16 protein-coding genes are annotated in these 16207 nt (G+C 40.6%); 11 read left to right on the forward strand and 5 right to left on the reverse strand.

Features of this window, described 5'->3' with window-relative positions; translation table 11 throughout:
• Window positions 1-144: 144 nt before the first annotated feature.
• Entirely contained in the window at window positions 145-1044 is a 900-nt protein-coding gene (locus I6E11_RS08970) for a helix-turn-helix domain-containing protein (protein ID WP_235337722.1), read from the forward strand.
• Between the two features lie 58 nt (window positions 1045-1102).
• On the opposite strand, the gene I6E11_RS08975 is transcribed toward I6E11_RS08970, so the two are convergent.
• Both I6E11_RS08975 and I6E11_RS15200 read right to left on the reverse strand, forming a co-directional pair.
• Window positions 1103-1390 (reverse strand): AEC family transporter, encoded by a 288-nt coding sequence (locus I6E11_RS08975; RefSeq protein ID WP_235337755.1) that lies wholly within the window; start codon window positions 1388-1390, stop codon window positions 1103-1105.
• The gene (locus tag I6E11_RS15200) at window positions 1278-2012 is read right to left on the reverse strand and encodes an AEC family transporter (RefSeq protein ID WP_235337723.1); all 735 of its coding nucleotides are present in this window, start codon (window positions 2010-2012) and stop codon (window positions 1278-1280) included. The genes I6E11_RS08975 and I6E11_RS15200 overlap by 113 nt, the downstream gene beginning before the upstream one ends.
• 177 nt (window positions 2013-2189) lie before the next feature.
• Here I6E11_RS15200 and I6E11_RS08985 point away from each other — a divergent pair, with 177 nt between their 5' ends.
• From I6E11_RS08985 to I6E11_RS08995, 3 genes are read left to right on the forward strand one after another with little or no spacing between them, the layout of a single operon-like run.
• Window positions 2190-3080 (forward strand): EamA family transporter, encoded by an 891-nt coding sequence (locus I6E11_RS08985; RefSeq protein ID WP_235337724.1) that lies wholly within the window; start codon window positions 2190-2192, stop codon window positions 3078-3080.
• 31 nt (window positions 3081-3111) lie between these two features.
• Window positions 3112-3912 (forward strand): YqiA/YcfP family alpha/beta fold hydrolase, encoded by an 801-nt coding sequence (locus tag I6E11_RS08990; protein ID WP_235337725.1) that lies wholly within the window; start codon window positions 3112-3114, stop codon window positions 3910-3912.
• Between the two features lie 25 nt (window positions 3913-3937).
• Window positions 3938-4144 (forward strand): hypothetical protein, encoded by a 207-nt coding sequence (locus I6E11_RS08995; protein WP_235337726.1) that lies wholly within the window; start codon window positions 3938-3940, stop codon window positions 4142-4144.
• Between the two features lie 78 nt (window positions 4145-4222).
• Here I6E11_RS08995 and I6E11_RS09000 read toward each other — a convergent pair whose 3' ends face one another.
• Window positions 4223-4591: a winged helix-turn-helix transcriptional regulator gene (locus tag I6E11_RS09000; protein WP_235337727.1), complete on the reverse strand. Its 369-nt coding sequence runs from the start codon at window positions 4589-4591 to the stop codon at window positions 4223-4225.
• 143 nt (window positions 4592-4734) lie between these two features.
• On the opposite strand from I6E11_RS09000, the gene I6E11_RS09005 reads away from it, so the two are divergent.
• Both I6E11_RS09005 and I6E11_RS09010 read left to right on the forward strand, forming a co-directional pair.
• Window positions 4735-5145, forward strand: coding sequence for a cupin domain-containing protein (locus I6E11_RS09005; RefSeq protein ID WP_235337728.1), 411 nt, complete (start codon window positions 4735-4737; stop codon window positions 5143-5145).
• A 278-nt stretch (window positions 5146-5423) separates the two neighbouring features.
• Window positions 5424-5930 (forward strand): HD domain-containing protein, encoded by a 507-nt coding sequence (locus tag I6E11_RS09010; RefSeq protein WP_235337729.1) that lies wholly within the window; start codon window positions 5424-5426, stop codon window positions 5928-5930.
• Window positions 5931-5974: 44 nt separating this feature from the next.
• Here I6E11_RS09010 and I6E11_RS09015 read toward each other — a convergent pair whose 3' ends face one another.
• A complete protein-coding gene (locus tag I6E11_RS09015) occupies window positions 5975-6181 on the reverse strand; it encodes a hypothetical protein (protein ID WP_235337730.1) in 207 nt (68 codons plus the stop codon).
• Between the two features lie 151 nt (window positions 6182-6332).
• Between I6E11_RS09015 and I6E11_RS09020 the strand changes: the two genes are divergently transcribed.
• Entirely contained in the window at window positions 6333-7001 is a 669-nt protein-coding gene (locus tag I6E11_RS09020) for an AlkZ-related protein (RefSeq protein WP_235337731.1), read from the forward strand.
• A 55-nt stretch (window positions 7002-7056) separates the two neighbouring features.
• The gene (locus I6E11_RS09025) at window positions 7057-8130 is read left to right on the forward strand and encodes a glycerate kinase family protein (RefSeq protein ID WP_235337732.1); all 1074 of its coding nucleotides are present in this window, start codon (window positions 7057-7059) and stop codon (window positions 8128-8130) included.
• Here I6E11_RS09025 and I6E11_RS09030 read toward each other — a convergent pair.
• Window positions 8127-9566, reverse strand: coding sequence for a Na+/H+ antiporter NhaC family protein (locus tag I6E11_RS09030; RefSeq protein ID WP_235337733.1), 1440 nt, complete (start codon window positions 9564-9566; stop codon window positions 8127-8129). The two genes, I6E11_RS09025 and I6E11_RS09030, sit on opposite strands and share 4 nt — an antisense overlap.
• 172 nt (window positions 9567-9738) lie before the next feature.
• Here I6E11_RS09030 and I6E11_RS09035 point away from each other — a divergent pair, with 172 nt between their 5' ends.
• From I6E11_RS09035 to I6E11_RS09045, 3 genes are read left to right on the forward strand one after another with little or no spacing between them, the layout of a single operon-like run.
• On the forward strand, window positions 9739-14220 hold the full coding sequence (locus tag I6E11_RS09035) for a translocation/assembly module TamB domain-containing protein (RefSeq protein WP_235337734.1): 4482 nt from the start codon (window positions 9739-9741) through the stop codon (window positions 14218-14220).
• 31 nt (window positions 14221-14251) lie between these two features.
• Window positions 14252-15280, forward strand: coding sequence for an agmatine deiminase family protein (locus I6E11_RS09040; protein ID WP_235337735.1), 1029 nt, complete (start codon window positions 14252-14254; stop codon window positions 15278-15280).
• A 27-nt stretch (window positions 15281-15307) separates the two neighbouring features.
• Window positions 15308-16195 (forward strand): carbon-nitrogen hydrolase, encoded by an 888-nt coding sequence (locus tag I6E11_RS09045; protein WP_235337736.1) that lies wholly within the window; start codon window positions 15308-15310, stop codon window positions 16193-16195.
• Window positions 16196-16207 lie beyond the last annotated feature (12 nt).

The raw sequence follows: 16207 nt of genomic DNA on the forward strand, positions 1-16207 counted from the left end.
AAATGATTATGAGCCGATTTAATTTTATGAGAATTAAATTTAGAATTATCTGAGCTGTATGCGGTGAAAGTCGCACGTACAGTTCTTAATGGGGAAAGCGGCAGCAATGCCGCCGACCTACATAACACAATAATACTTTACAATATGGAAGATTTGATTAAACTGGATAGTGTCGATAAGTACAACAAATTGTTCGGACTGGAAACATTACATCCTATGGTTGCGGTCGTTGATTTGTCGAAAGCAACTGTATGGCCGGAACATTTCAAAATCAATTATGGAGTGTATGCCCTGTTTCTGAAAGATACAAAATGCGGAGATATTACCTATGGCCGTCAGCCTTACGATTACAAAGAAGGAACCATTGTCTGTTTTGCTCCTGGACAGGTAGCTGCAATGGAAATGTTGAAAGGAATCAGACCTACGGCACATGGTGTATTGTTCCATCCTGATTTTATTCGTGGAACGATATTGGGGCAAGAGATAAAAAAGTATTCTTTCTTCTCATACGAGACCAATGAGGCGCTCCATTTATCTGAGAGCGAACGTGAGACCATCATAGATTGTTTCCGTAAAATAGAGGCCGAGCTGGAGCATAATATTGACAAACACAGCCGAAGACTGATAACTGCCAATATAGGATTATTACTTGATTATTGTATGCGCTTCTATGAACGTCAATTTACTACACGGGAGGTGTCCAATAAGGATGTAGTTGTCCGATTTGAACGTCTGCTTGATGAATATTTTGATAGCAAAGCTCCACAAGAGAACGGTCTGCCAAGCGTGAAATACTTTGCCGACAAGGTTTTTCTTTCACCCAATTATTTCGGTGATATGATCAGCAAACAGACCGGAAAAACTCCCACGGAATATATCCAGGACAAGCTGATAGGACGTGTAAAAGAGTTACTGCTCTCTACCTCTAAACCTATGAGCGAGATAGCTTACAGTCTCGGATTCCAATATCCGCAACACATGAGCCGTATGTTTAAACGTATAGTAGGAATCACCCCGAATGAATTCAGAACTCAAGGAGCATGATTTATTATAAGTCATGGAAATACTTTAGGAAGTAAAATCCCGCATAAAAAATCGGGACCTACAAAAACATAGTTAATAAAGGAATACTTATTACAGAGAGTAAAGTAGTAAGAAAAGTTCCTTCTGCCATAATAATCTCCCCTTTCTGATATTGTATACAGAAAAGTGTACCATAAGAAGCTACAGGCATGGCCGACAGCACTACATTGATATTGGCTATTGTTTCGTCCACACTACAAAGCCGCGAGAGAAACAGTATCAGGAGAGGGACCAAGAACAAGCGTAGGAAAGACATCATGTAAATGGCAGGATTGCCGAACATTCGACGAATAGGTACCTGTGCTATGGAAGAACCTATGATAAGCAAAGCTGCAGGCACAGTAATATTGCCTAGCAAAATGAAGGGGAGTGCTAATGACACGAGGTGGAATCCATCCGGTCACGACTATAATTATGGAAAGATATGATGCTATCATGGCAGGACAGTAGAGAGTGCGCCAGTCAAATTGCATTTTCTCCTGACTTCCTGCTATGAACAGAGTACCGAAAACAAAAACCAGAAGTGTACTTGGAAAGTTAAGAATACTGGCATAGAATACTGCACTGGAGCCGAAGATGGAAGCCACTATTGGATAGCCAATGAAACCTACATTTCCGAATGCCAGCATGAAACTGTAAATACCCCTTTCGGATAACTTTACGGGCAAATAGCGAGGCAATAGAAAAGCTGCTCCTATAAGAACCACATAAGTGGCAAAACCAACCAAAAGCAGTGGTACTATCAATTCCTTATCCGGAAGTGCGTCCCCCATAACGGACGAAAGTATCAAACTCGGACATGTCACATTAATGACCAGCCCGGAAAGTTTACGGTCGAAATCCGCCCCCATCATTTTCTTCTTATTCAGAAAATAGCCAATAATTACCAGAATGAACAGGATAATCATCTGCGTAACGATTGCATCCATATTGTTTTCCTTTCACCTTAAAAAAGTTGTGCAAAGATACGCATTATCATATTCGGGTATTCATCCTACAAATAATTTTTTTCCTCCCTTTAAATCCGATTTAAGACTCTCATGAGTATAGATTTGTCATTTAATGATTAATTTTGCACTCCTGTAATTTTTTATATATATCAACACATGAAAAAACTAAGCAAAAACGCCATTATCGGCTATCCTGCCGGAATCATCACCGGTATTACTTACGGATTGAATCCTTTGTTTGCGGTTCCGCTGATGAAAAACGGAGCAGCCACCGAATCCATACTATTTTTCCGTTACTCATTTGCTGTCCTGCTTTTAGGGCTGTTTCTTATGTTCCGAAAACAGAGTTTCAAGGTTTCCGGAAAACAGATTGGTGTGTTATTTGTACTAGGACTACTTTACACAGGGAGCAGTATCTTTCTTTTTGATGCATACGAATACATAGCATCCGGACTGGCTACAACTCTGGTGTTCCTCTACCCTGTCCTTGTGGCCATCATAATGGTATTTCTTAAGATTGTCCCCTCATGGCCTGTATGGCTTGCCATTGCAGCTACATTCGGGGGAGTGCTTATTATGACACAAAGTGACGGTACACAAACCATCAATCCCATAGGTGTTCTGCTTTCTATCGCATCGGCATTGGTTTACGCACTTTTCATTGTAATAATAAATCGCAGTAAAGCTATTGCCGGCATATCAAATACATTACTTACATTCTATGCTCTTACAGTGGGAGCAATTGTATTCATCGGAAAAATCATTTTTTCTGACACTACAATTACGGCTGGAATCACTACCGGAACAGACTGGCTTAACCTGATAGGTCTGGCACTGTTCCCAACAATAGTTTCAACAGCTACATTAGCCATTGCCTCACGTAATATCGGAGCAACAAAAGCATCTGTTCTCGGTGTATTCGAACCTATTACAGCCATCGTTGTAGGTACAGTAATGTTTGGCGAACCGCTTACTGCAAATATTATTTTAGGAATCTCCATTGCTATAGTGGCTGTTACATTCATGATTACAGTTACAAAACGATAAGTATATAATCAATATGAGAAGAGAGAAAGATATGAAAAAAGTGCTTTTCTTACATGGTTTCTTTGCCAGTGGAAGTTGCCCTATGGCATCTGCTTTGAAAGAGGCTTTGGAAGGTCATGCCATAGTGCTTACTCCGGACCTACCTCTGCATCCCAATGTGGCACTTGAGCAGATACGTTCAATTATTGACACAGAAAAACCCGACTTGATAATAGGCAACAGTTGTGGGTCGTTTTACGCACAGATGCTTGCCCCTATTGTTGGTATACCGGCTTTGCTCGGAAATCCTTATTTCCTCATGACACATTTTCTGAAGGAACGTATCGGAGAGCATCAGTATAAGGCTCCCCGAAAGGATGGCAATCAGACTATTATTATAGATGATACACTGATCAATGAATTTGCCGGGTTGGAGACTAACCAATTCAATTATGTAAACCCATACTACAAAGACCGTATTTGGGGAATATTCGGAGAACAGGACACTCTGGCTCATTATGAACCTTTATTTCTGGAGTATTATAACAACGCATATCATTTTCCGGGAGGTCACACACCAACCGAGCAGGAAGTCAAGACATGGTATGCTCCCTTGGCCATAAAAATGATGATTAACTTTCCAATCCGTACAGAAAGATACTTTCGTCATTTCAAGGGAGGTATGTACCAATATATACATTCCGCATTCGATAGTGAAAGTCAGGAACGAATGGTCGTATATCAGGCTTTATACGGAAACATGGCATACTGGGTAAGGCCAGAAAAAATGTTTTTTGAAAATATAGAAAGAAACGGAAAGTGTTTTGCCAGATTCACAGAAACCGATATATAAATCCTGACTCATATTATATCAAATCATGAAAATAGAAGAAGCCATCGTTTACGTCATAGCGAAAAGGAATGGAGGTATGACTACCGACCAAATAGCAGAAGCCATAAATCGTTCGAGTATTTATGTACGAAAAGACCACCAACCTGTGACTGGCAAACAGGTTTATGCAGTCGTTTCACGTTTCCCGGCTATATTCACAAAAGAAGGTGGCAGAATAATGTTGCTAATATAAGATACTTGGCAAGAAATTAGATAATTACATCATTCATCTTAAATTCTATCTTGATATCCGGCATTCCAAAGTACAACACTATTTCTTACGTTTCATAATATATGCCGAATTATCAATAGCCCACGATATAAGATTGTTCAATATAGGGATTAGACTCTTGCCAAGTTCGGTCAAAGAATATTCCACCTTGGGCGGTACTTCTGCATAAAGTTTTCTGCTAATCAATCCATCAGCCTCAAGACTCTTTAATGTCTCGGTCAATACTTTAGGAGAGATATCCGGAATTGCCTTGCTTATTGAATTGAAGCGAGTAGCTTCATTTTCCGAAAGAACACACAGAATAAGCATAGCCCATTTACTGGAAAAGCGGGACAATACGTTGCGGATAGGGCACTCCTCTATCCGAGTATATTTTTTTAAATTTTCTTGTAATTGTAAATTGCTCATTTCTAATAATAATTACCTTAAAGTAAGTGGGTTACATTTTCGTAACTTCTTGTTTATCAATGTTTAATAGCGTATTTTTGCACTATCAAAACGAAAGTATGTTTACGATACAAAGTTAATCAACTTTATAAATAACAAAAAATATGAGCAACATTAAAATTATGAACAAAGGCGAAAAATTCGCTCACGCAACAGTTGGTTGCATCAAAAATTTCGAGGGTAAACAGTTTGTAAAGGAAGCTACAGAAGCAACCTCATGCGAGATTTCATTTGGAACATTGAATTCAGGCGAAGCTGTTCCTTTTTTTCACAGTCATAAGGCTAATGAAGAAAACTACATTATCCTGTCAGGAGCTGGAAAGTTTCAAGTAAATAATGAGGTTTTCGAGATAGGCGAAGGTTCAGTCGTACGTGTATCGCCGGAATGCGACCGTAACTTGAAATGTACTTCAGTCGAACCAATGACCTATATCTGCATTCAGGCTAAGGATAAAAGTCTGGAAGGTTACACCATGACAGATGCTGAAATAACAGAACGCGAAAATCTGTTATAATACATAACGTTATTCTAACGTTACATCTATAAGTTTAATTCCTTTATAGAGACAGCTGTTCTTCATAGGCAGCTGTCTCTTCTATTTTGGCACAATATTACCATCAAACTTTTTTAATAATAATTTCATCAAAATATTATCTGATATTTAATTCAAACTGAAAATTATCATATACCTTTGAGAGCAGTTTTTAGTTCCGTTATTTATCATGTAACGGCATTACAACATAAAGTATACATAAACAAAAAGATATAATAACTTACTAAATCATTTTTATAATGACACAACAAACAATACTATCCCAACTGATGAGGGAAATGATAAAATATGATAGCGGTGACGTACGACGCATACAACATCTGGTTAAAGTACACGACTTTGCACGCATTATCGGTATTGCCGAAGGCATGAATGAAGAGGAACTGTTCGTTCTAGAAGCGGCAGCAATACTGCATGATGTAGGCATACACGCAGCTGAAGCGAAATACGGAAACTGTAACGGTAAGTATCAGGAAGAACTGGGACCTGATGAAGCAAGGAAAGTTCTGTCCGGAGTAGAAGGTTTCAGCGACGGACAGATAGAAAGAATATGTTGGCTTATTGCCCATCACCATACGTATACAGGTGTAACTTCCAAAGATCACCGCATCTTGCTTGAAGCGGATTTCCTGGTAAATTCATTCGAGGCTAACATATCTACAGACGGTATCATTGCTTTCAGAAACAACGTATTCCGTTCTCAGTCGGCAATTACGATACTGAACGATATGTGGAATATAAAGTAGTTGCAGGTTTATTAAATGTTCCTCTGAAAACCGTCTTGCAGGAATCAATAGGAACTATTCCTTATATCCAACGTAACGTCTATGTACGAGCGCTTCCCTTCTATATAGTCTGCATACAGTGTCTCCGGGTCCCTACCCTTCAAGATACGGCATTTGCCACACGACTCACAGTCATGCATACATTCCCATGCGCTTAGCACATATTCCCTGCGCTCTTCTTCTGTTGACTCTTCTGTTTTTGGAGGTACCATTTATCCTTTTTATTTTCTACTTTGTTCATAGGGCATAAGCCCGGTACTATACAATATGCAAACATACGGAAAATATCATTGTCTCCATTAATTCCTTTACGAAAAAGAAAATTTTTCCGTAATTTTGTACTAACGATAAATACATACTGATATGGAAAAAGAACTCTTTCACTCCTGCCCTGAACTGATTGACTACATCAACGTAATAGGGTTTCTCCCGCTTTTAAGTATGGGTATACCAGGATGGTCGGCCGAAGACGTTGTAGATGAAGATTGTCAATACAACCGTCTGCCTGACGGCGGATGGGAATGGCCTTTATGGGAATGGAAAGGTTCTATACTGCAGGATAGCGGATGTGCGTACGGCAAGTTTTTCAAACGTAAAGCAGCATTTATCAGCCGTGAGTGGTGGCCCGATTTCTGTAACTTCAGAAGAAGCATTTATCCACGCCCTGAAGAAGGAAGCATAGAAGACACTATTCTAGATATATTGAGGACCGAGGGTAGCCTCATCACACGCGAACTGCGCCACGCCTGCGGATTTACAGGTCATAAAATGCGCAGCCGGTTTGATGCATATATCACACGGCTCGAAATGGGCGGATATATAGTGACAGAAGATTTCGTTTATCCGCAAGACAAACATGGCAGAGATTATGGTTGGGGATGGTCTCTTCTAACTACTCCCGAATCACTATTCGGTAAAGAAGTTTGCTGTCCGGAACGTACGCCACAAGAATCATACGACAGAATACTTCAACACTTCAGAAAAATCTTACCCGAAGTTTCAGAACAATCACTAAAAGCATTGCTCAAGTAAACTCCACAAAATGTACTGTCGTTTTACTTCTGGTGATTTAATTGCAAAAATAAACATGAAAATAATCCTTGCCATAGATTCATTCAAAGGTTGTATGACCTCGGAAGAAGTTGAGAATGCCATATCCTCTTCGCTCAACTCAAAAGAGATTGAGATTCACAACATACCAATGTCAGACGGAGGAGAAGGAATGCTTGAAGCTTTTATATCAGCCATGAACGGCAGAATAGTAGAGACAAATGTACACGACCCTCTTATGCGCCCTATAACTGCACAATACGGTATAACTCCCGGTGGAATCGCAATAATAGAGACAGCAAAAGCCTGTGGACTGACATTGATGACACCGCTTGAGCGTAACACCATTAAGGCCAGCACTTATGGTGTGGGGGAACTTATTATCCATGCGTTTCGCAACGGTTGCAAAGATTTCATAATAGGCCTAGGTGGAAGTGGAACAAGCGACTGTGGAGCAGGAATGCTAAAAGCTGTCTCAGACAGTTTCGCATCCGAATGCACTATAAAGGACATCATAAGCAGAAAGATGAAAGACTGCCGGTTTACACTGGCAAGCGACGTACGAAACCCATTATATGGTCCAAACGGTGCAGCCCATATATATGCTCCACAGAAAGGAGCAACAGAGAGTATGGTTATCGAATTGGATAACAGAGCTATGACGTTTGCCAGAGAATCTGCACTCCTCATGGGCAAAGACACATCGCATGAACCCGGAGCAGGTGCTGCCGGTGGATTGGGATATGCCTTCATGCAATATTTTGACGCTACTTTCAAATCGGGTGCCGATTTACTTCTCGACCTTACAGACTTTGACATCCTGCTTAATGGAGCCGACCTCATCATAACAGGCGAGGGTCATGCCGATGCCCAAACGCTGATGGGTAAACTGCCGGAACGAATTCTAAGGCGTGGACAAAAACACAAAGTACCGGTATGGCTCATTGCAGGCCGGGTAGAACAAAGCGAAAGACTCGTTTCAGAAGGGTTTGAAAGAGTGTATGGCATCACACCTGAGTCTATGTCCACAGAAGAAGCCATAATCCCCGGCAATGCCATAAAAAACATAAAAAGGTGGACCGAAGCCCACCTTATGCCTATTATAGGTTAATCCTTCTTCAGACGGAATATTTTATACCCGAATGCTGCTACAAGTATACTCATCAGCGGACTGATGTAATTGAAGAAAGCATATGGCAGATACGCCAAAGTAGGTACGCCCAATATAGTAGCCTGAGTCATTCCGCAAGTATTCCACGGGATAAGTACAGACGTTACTGTTACGGCATCTTCTGTAGTACGGCTTAGCAGGCGACTTTCATATCCGTTATTCTTGTATATATCCCTGAACATATTCCCTACAAGGATTATGGATATATACTGGTCGGCTGTAGCAAGGTTCAGGAATATACCGGAGCCGACTGTAGAAGCCACCATGCCCGTCAGTTTTCTGGTAAACCTTACAAATACTCCTGTTATGCTGGCCAGCATTCCACAAGCAGTCATGGCTCCTCCCAAACACATGGCACAGATAATCAGCCATATAGTATTCATCATACCGCCCATGCCTCTTGTGGCAATAAGTTCTGTCAGCTGTGCTGTTTCAGCCTGAAGGCCGGACGAAGTGAACAAAGTCTGTAAAGTAGCCTTGAATATAGACTGTATATCGCTGTTTCCTCCTGCCAGTTCTATCACATTATCCATCTGGAAGACAAGCATAAAGACAACAGCCATTGTAGTAGATACGAACAGTGTGATTATTGACGGAACCTTCTTGGCTATGAGAATACCTGTAACTATAGGAACAAGCAGCAACCACACTGAAATGTTGAATCTGTCTGCAAGTCCATTGGCAAACTCTGCCATTTCGGCTGTATTTCCTGCCTCATGATTAAAACCGGCCACTAGAAATATAACCAGTGCTATCGCTATGGAAGGCACTGTAGTTATCATCAGATACCTTATATGTGTGAAAAGCGGCGTATCAGTGACCGACGAAGCAAGTATTGTTGTGTCAGATAATGGAGAAACCTTGTCGCCGAAATAGGCTCCTGAGATAATAGCTCCTGCAATCCATCCTTCCTCAAATCCCTGAGCTTTTCCTATTCCCATCAGCGCAATACCTATGGTTGCAATCGTAGTCCACGAACTTCCTGTCATGACAGACACTATGGCACAAATCACACAGCACGATGCCAGAAAGATGTTAGGATGTATCAGCTGTACTCCGTAATAAATTAAGGTAGGCACTACCCCACTGAGCATCCATACAGCCGACAGAGCACCGATAATCAACAGTATGATAAGCGCCGAACTTACTCCTGCTATGTTATTCACTATTGCATGCTCTATGTCTTTCCATTTTATTCCATATCCCGTCATACCTATAGCTGCACATATTGCTGTGGCCACAAGCAGACATACCTGACTGGCACCGGAAAGAGCGTCGGAGCCGAAACTTCCAATAGTAAAATACAGTAACACTACCAATATGGCTATTGGCAAAATAGAAAAAAAGGGAGAGGGATAAGTTGTCAATTTTTTCATCCTCAAAAACAATCTTAATTATAAACCGGTGCAAAGGTCTGAATATTTTCTCTTAATCTCACAAAAATGATACCTATATTCCATTTTTTTTTGCAAAAATTCTGAAATATCATAAGCATTTATAGGTGCATAAACATGTAATTTGTATTTTTGTAGTGCTTTAAACACAATAATGAGAAAGTCCACCCTGCTAAAACATACATTCAGAACCATTATAATATCAATGATGGTTATATATTTCGGATTGATAGCTTTGCTTAATATTCCTTTCATTCAGCAAAGCATCAGCAGTATTGCCGTACGTGAATTATCCAAAATATTAAATACTGAAGTAAAAGTAGGGAATATCGATTTGGGATTATTGAACAGAGTTATAATAAATGACCTCGAGATATATGACAGAGACGGTGAGAAAATGGTAAATATAGCCAGATTTTCAGCCAAATTCGATATACAGGCCATAGTCAGAGGGAAAATAAGCATAAGCAGCATACAGCTTTTCGGTTCGGATTTCAATCTTGAGAAAAAAGACAAGGAGTCCGATATCAATATAAAATTCATCACAGACCTTTTTATCAACAAGGACAAAGACAAGGAAAAGAAAGCCCTCAATCTGCGAATCAACTCAATTCTGATAAGAAGAAGCAACGTTAATTTTAATATTCTATCAGAGGCAGAGACCGACGGGAAATTCAATCCGTCACATCTGTCCGTAAAAAACATATCGGCCAATATATCTTTAAAGGCACTGACTGAAGACTCACTCAATATTCATGTCAAGCGTCTTAGTATGGCCGACAAATCGGGACTGGCATTGAAAAAGCTGTCTTTCAAGGCTATAGGAAATAAAAAGAATTTACACATTGATGAATTCGAGCTTTTGCTTCCCAATAGCAACATACGTATTGACAATCTGGTCTCAGATTTTGACAACCTGATGGAAATAAAAGAGATTTCGGATGTTAATTACAAATGTAACCTGTCTGCCATTATTGTGCCTTCGGACATTAAACCATTAGTTCCGGAGCTGAAATATTTCAATGATACAATAAACTTGAATGCCCGTTTGGCTAACGAAGGAACAAGCCATATAATAAACAACCTGAACATTTATTCAAATGACAGGAACGTAAATCTGGCTTTAGGCGGAATTATGACTGCTGCCAATGATTCTACAGACACATTTTTCAACTTCGATGTAAAAAAGATAGAAGTTAACGAGAACGGTGCAAAATGGATTTTCAAGAACATTAATGGGAATGAAAACCTTCCGGACATAGTCCAAAGAATAGCTTCTGTAAGTATTTCCGGAAATATAAAGGGAACACCTGATAAAATTGACAACAGACTGATTATATACACGCCTAACGGCAATATACAGTCCCAATTCATAATGAACAGAGATTCTATAAACAAAAGAAGATCGTATACAGGAAGGTTCTATTCCGAAGCTCTGAATTTGGGTAAACTGACAAAGAAAGAGGACATATTGGGAAAGGCTTCTTTCAATATAACTCTGAATGGGCTCACTTATATGGACAACAAACCGGAATCGCACGTAAAAGGTGAAATAAAGTCGCTGAACGTAAAAGGATATACATACCGTAATATCAAGCTCAACGGCAGGTACACTCCGGGCGGTTTCAACGGACATATTGCCATTAATGACGAAAATCTGAAATTGGATATCGACGGAAAATTTTCTACAGCAGAAAAAATACCGGTATTCAAGCTTTCTGCCGGACTAAAGAAAATAAGACCAGACAAGCTGAAACTTACAGAGAAATATGTCAACACCACCTACTCCATGAATCTAATGGCCGATTTCAAAGGAAAATCGCTGGACGACATTGAGGGCAATATAAATATAGACAGTTTGACGTGTACATCCCAAAATCCGGAAGAAAATTATTTCCTGCAGCACTTCAAACTTGCGGCCGACAAGACTCCCCAGGGAAAGAGTATCAAAATAAAGTCTAACTTCATTAATGGAGAAATAAACGGAAATTATTCGTACAAGACAATAACATCAAGCGTAATAAAGGTTGCATACAGATATATCCCTTCATTCTTTCAGGAAGACAACAAAATTATAAAGCAAAAAACAAACAATAATTTCAAACTTAAGTTTGTAATAGACAACTCCGATTTCTTAAACAGAGTAATGAAGTTGCCTATTGAAATGAATATGCCTGCAACCCTGAATGGGTATATAGATGACAGCAAAACCAAGGTTTATATAAATGCAAATATTCCGGAAATAACATACAACAACAAGAAATACGAATCGACTACATTATTGTTCGAAAACCCGGAGAAAGACCTTCACTGCCATGTAAGGTCCAATATGCTGATGAACAAAGGAGCAATGGTAAATGTAAGTCTGAATGCCCAGGCGTATAATGACACACTTGCCACAAATGTATTTTGGGGAAACAACACCAATGTGACATACAGTGGAAAGGTTTCTGCCAATACCATTTTCTCAAAAAATACAAACAATGGCAAGCTACACACCGATATAGCATTGCAACCAAGCCAGATTGTGCTAAACGACACTATCTGGAACATTCACCCGGCGCAAGTAAGTATAGACAAAGACAGTATTAAAATCAATAATTTCTTATTCGAACATGAAAATCAGTATGTGAATATAAACGGCAGACTGGGTAGAATGAATTCCGATACATGTCTTATTAACCTAAAGAATGTGAACCTTCTGTACGTAATGGATATGATACAGTTCCATGACGTAAAATTCGAAGGTAATGCCAGCGGTAAAGTAATTCTGTCGAATGTACTGAGTAAACCATTGCTAGACGCAAAATTAGACGTCAACAATTTTAGTCTGAACAGTGCCCTATTGGGAGAAGCCGAAATAAAAGGTGGTTTTGATAATGAAAAAGGCAGAATACTTCTGGATGCTGATATAAGAAAGGCTGATGGTGTGTATACAGGCGTAAAAGGCTATGTATCGCCAAAAGAAAAAGGACTTGACCTGCATATCAATGCGGGAGGTACAGACATGTCTTTCCTACAGCATTTCATAAAAGACATATTCAGCGACGTGAAAGGTAAGGCATACGGACAGGTTAGACTTTTCGGACCATTCAAGGAACTTGACCTTGAAGGAAGAGCCAAAGCAGAAATGGGCATGAAAGTCAACGTCCTTAACAGTCATTTCACAGCAAAGGCAGATTCTGTAATTATAAATTCGGGAGAATTCATATTCAAGGATGTGCAACTGAGCGACAACGAAGGAAACAGTGGAATTGCAAACGGATATCTGAGACATAAAAAGCTCAAACACCTGAGCTATATGTTCCAGTTCGACACCAACAACATGATGGTGTTCTCTTCAGATACAGAGACTCCGGATTTCCCTTTTTACGGAAAAATATATGCTTCCGGCAGAACTACCATCAGAGGTAATGAAAATACAGGTCTGATAGTGGATGGCAATGTTAGAGCCGAGAATAAAACCACATTCGTTTATGTACTGGGTACGGCTACTGAAGCAATCAGCAAACAGTTCATTACATTTGTAGACAAAACCCCTAAAAGAAGACAGGAAGAAGTTAAAACGAATCTGTATCACTACCTAAACGAGAAGAATACCAACGACATAGGAACTACGCCACCGGATATAAGGATAAATCTTCAGATAGAACCTTCGCCGCAGGCAGACATGAAAATAATCATGGATCCGGCATCAGGCGACTACATCGCAGCCCAAGGAACAGGAAGTCTGAGAATAAATTTCTTCAATAAGGGTAACTTCCAGATATTCGGAAATTACAATATATCTGAAGGAATTTACAAGTTGAGCATGCAGAATATCATCAGAAAGGACTTTGTCCTCCGACAAGGAGGTAGTGTATCGTTCAACGGCGATCCTAAAGCAGCCAATCTGAATGTACAGGCCGTATATACCGTGCCTTCTGCCTCACTGAATGACCTGATAGCAGATGCAACATCAACCAGGGGTAATATCAGAGTGAACTGTATAGTAAATCTTTCCGGACTGCTTACTTCACCAAACCTGAGTTTCGATTTGGAACTGCCTACGGTGAATGAAGAAGACAGACAGGTGGTAAAAAGTCTGACCAGTACACCGGAACAGATGAATACACAGATTATATATCTGCTGGGAGTAGGAAAATTCTATACGTACGACTATGCTGCACAAAGCGGACAGTCCGATGCTACAAGCTCGCTGGCTTTCAGTACACTGTCCGGACAGCTTAACAACATGATTTCGCAGGTTATAGACAGCCAGAACTGGAATGTCGGTACAAATCTTACCACAGGACAAAACGGATGGACTGATGTTGAAGCTGAAGCCATCTTGAGCGGAAGATTGCTGAATAACAGGCTGATAATAAACGGAAACTTCGGGTATAAGGAAAATACGCTGAGAAATACTAACTTTGTGGGCGATTTCGAAGCCATATGGTTATTGACAAAAAACGGTGATTTCCGACTTAGAGGTTATAACCAAACGAACGACAGATACTTTACCAAGTCTACACTTACTACCCAGGGTATTGGACTTATCTATAAGAAAGACTTTACCAGATGGGATGAGCTGATAGACTGGGTAAACAATTTCCGTTCGTACAGAAAGAAAAAACTATCGCAAAACAAGAAGTAAATACATATAAAATAAGAATATAATAGAAATAATGAACAATAATCTTTCGCTCCCATCAGAATGGGACAAACAGAGTTATATACAGCTTACATGGCCACATATCGATACCGATTGGGCTTATATGATAGAGGAAGTTGAAAAATGCTTTGTAAATATTGCTACAGAGATAGCCTCAAGACAGCCGCTGCTATTGGTAGCTCCAGAGTTTCCTGAAGCTCTCAAAGATTTTCCATATAAAGAGAACATCACCTTCTTTCAGTGCAAGACCAACGATACATGGGCCAGAGACCATGCATTCATAACACTGAAAGACAAGCATGGCGACCCTCAACTGCTGGACTTCTGCTTCAATGGATGGGGTATGAAATTTGCCGCAGACAAGGACAACCTTATCAACAGCAAGCTGTTCGGCAAACAGATACTTAACGGCGATTATATCAACAAACGTGATTTCGTGCTTGAAGGTGGTTCCATAGAAAGCGACGGCAAAGGAACTCTCCTCACAACATCACTTTGCCTGCTGGCACCAAACAGAAATGACACAATGGCACGCCATGAAATAGAGAATTATCTGAAAGAGACATTCAATCTGCAGCAGGTCCTATGGCTGGATTATGGTTATCTGGCCGGTGACGATACAGACAGTCATGTAGACACTCTTGCAAGGCTTTGTCCGGACGACACAATTGCGTATGTGAAATGTAGTGATACCAACGACGAGCATTACAGCGCACTCCAGGCAATGGGAAAGCAGTTAGAGTCATTTACCACACTCGAAGGCAAGCCATACAGACTCCTTCCTCTGCCTATGCCCGATGCTATATTCGATGAAGAAGGCTACAGACTGCCTGCCACTTATGCCAACTTCCTAATCATGAATGAGGCTGTGCTCTACCCTACTTATGCCCAGCCTGAAAATGACAAGGAAGCTGCAAGAGTTTTATCACTCGCTTTCCCAGGCAGGGAAATTGTGGGCGTAGACTGCAGGGCATTAATCAGACAGCACGGCTCGCTTCACTGCGTAACCATGCAATATCCAGAATCAGTTATAAAAGGCTAATAATATCAACATAACAAACAAGACATCATGAACAGAATAATAAAAGTTGGTATCGTCCAGCAGTCATGCACAGGGGATATCAAATATAATTTGGAGAAACTTCACAGGAACATAGCCACTTTGGCTAAAGCAGGAGCACAGCTGGTGGTTTTACAGGAGTTGCATAACTCACTTTACTTCTGCCAGACAGAAGATACAAGACTTTTCGACCTTGCCGAGCCTATCCCTGGTCCTTCTACAGGATTCTATAGCGAGATAGCTGCAGCATATGGAATAGTTCTTGTGACCTCATTGTTCGAACGCCGTGCAGCAGGACTGTATCACAACACAGCAGTAGTATTCGAAAAGGATGGAAGCATTGCAGGAAAATACCGCAAGATGCACATTCCTGACGATCCTGCCTATTACGAAAAATTCTATTTCACTCCTGGCGACATCGGATTTGAACCTATCCAGACTTCAGTAGGTAAACTTGGGGTACAGGTTTGCTGGGATCAGTGGTATCCGGAAGGTGCACGCATGATGGCGCTCAAAGGTGCAGAACTTCTTATCTACCCTACTGCCATAGGTTGGGAAAGCACTGACACACAGGAAGAAAAACTTCGCCAGCTTGGAGCATGGGTTACAGTACAAAGAGGTCATGCCGTAGCCAACGGTCTGCCTGTCATAGCGGTAAACCGTGTAGGACACGAGCCTGATCCATCAGGGCAGACCAACGGAATACAGTTTTGGGGAAACAGTTTCGTGGCAGGCCCACAAGGGGAAATAATTGCACAAGCCGACAATATGAAGGAAGAAAATATCATTGTTGACATCGACATGAACCGCAGCGAAAACGTACGACGCTGGTGGCCATTCCTGAGAGACCGCAGAATAGATGAATTTGGAGAACTGACAAAACGATTTAGAGACTGATAAATATTACAT

The organism is Bacteroides caecigallinarum, assembly GCF_021531075.1.
In the GTDB taxonomy this organism is placed as follows: Bacteria; Bacteroidota; Bacteroidia; order Bacteroidales; family Bacteroidaceae; genus Phocaeicola; species Phocaeicola caecigallinarum_B.

What these genes read in the sequence shown, in the direction of transcription:
- I6E11_RS09045 (WP_235337736.1), top strand. Translation starts at nt 15,308, where the DNA reads ATGAACAGAATAATAAAAGTTGGTATCGTCCAGCAGTCATGCACAGGG.
- I6E11_RS09000 (WP_235337727.1), bottom strand. Translation starts at nt 4,591, where the DNA reads ATGAGCAATTTACAATTACAAGAAAATTTAAAAAAATATACTCGGATA.
- I6E11_RS09035 (WP_235337734.1), top strand. Translation starts at nt 9,739, where the DNA reads ATGAGAAAGTCCACCCTGCTAAAACATACATTCAGAACCATTATAATA.
- I6E11_RS08995 (WP_235337726.1), top strand. Translation starts at nt 3,938, where the DNA reads ATGAAAATAGAAGAAGCCATCGTTTACGTCATAGCGAAAAGGAATGGA.
- I6E11_RS08985 (WP_235337724.1), top strand. Translation starts at nt 2,190, where the DNA reads ATGAAAAAACTAAGCAAAAACGCCATTATCGGCTATCCTGCCGGAATC.
- I6E11_RS09030 (WP_235337733.1), bottom strand. Translation starts at nt 9,566, where the DNA reads ATGAAAAAATTGACAACTTATCCCTCTCCCTTTTTTTCTATTTTGCCA.
- I6E11_RS09040 (WP_235337735.1), top strand. Translation starts at nt 14,252, where the DNA reads ATGAACAATAATCTTTCGCTCCCATCAGAATGGGACAAACAGAGTTAT.
- I6E11_RS09020 (WP_235337731.1), top strand. Translation starts at nt 6,333, where the DNA reads ATGGAAAAAGAACTCTTTCACTCCTGCCCTGAACTGATTGACTACATC.
- I6E11_RS09015 (WP_235337730.1), bottom strand. Translation starts at nt 6,181, where the DNA reads ATGGTACCTCCAAAAACAGAAGAGTCAACAGAAGAAGAGCGCAGGGAA.
- I6E11_RS08970 (WP_235337722.1), top strand. Translation starts at nt 145, where the DNA reads ATGGAAGATTTGATTAAACTGGATAGTGTCGATAAGTACAACAAATTG.
- I6E11_RS09025 (WP_235337732.1), top strand. Translation starts at nt 7,057, where the DNA reads ATGAAAATAATCCTTGCCATAGATTCATTCAAAGGTTGTATGACCTCG.
- I6E11_RS15200 (WP_235337723.1), bottom strand. Translation starts at nt 2,012, where the DNA reads ATGGATGCAATCGTTACGCAGATGATTATCCTGTTCATTCTGGTAATT.
- I6E11_RS09010 (WP_235337729.1), top strand. Translation starts at nt 5,424, where the DNA reads ATGACACAACAAACAATACTATCCCAACTGATGAGGGAAATGATAAAA.
- I6E11_RS08990 (WP_235337725.1), top strand. Translation starts at nt 3,112, where the DNA reads ATGAAAAAAGTGCTTTTCTTACATGGTTTCTTTGCCAGTGGAAGTTGC.
- I6E11_RS09005 (WP_235337728.1), top strand. Translation starts at nt 4,735, where the DNA reads ATGAGCAACATTAAAATTATGAACAAAGGCGAAAAATTCGCTCACGCA.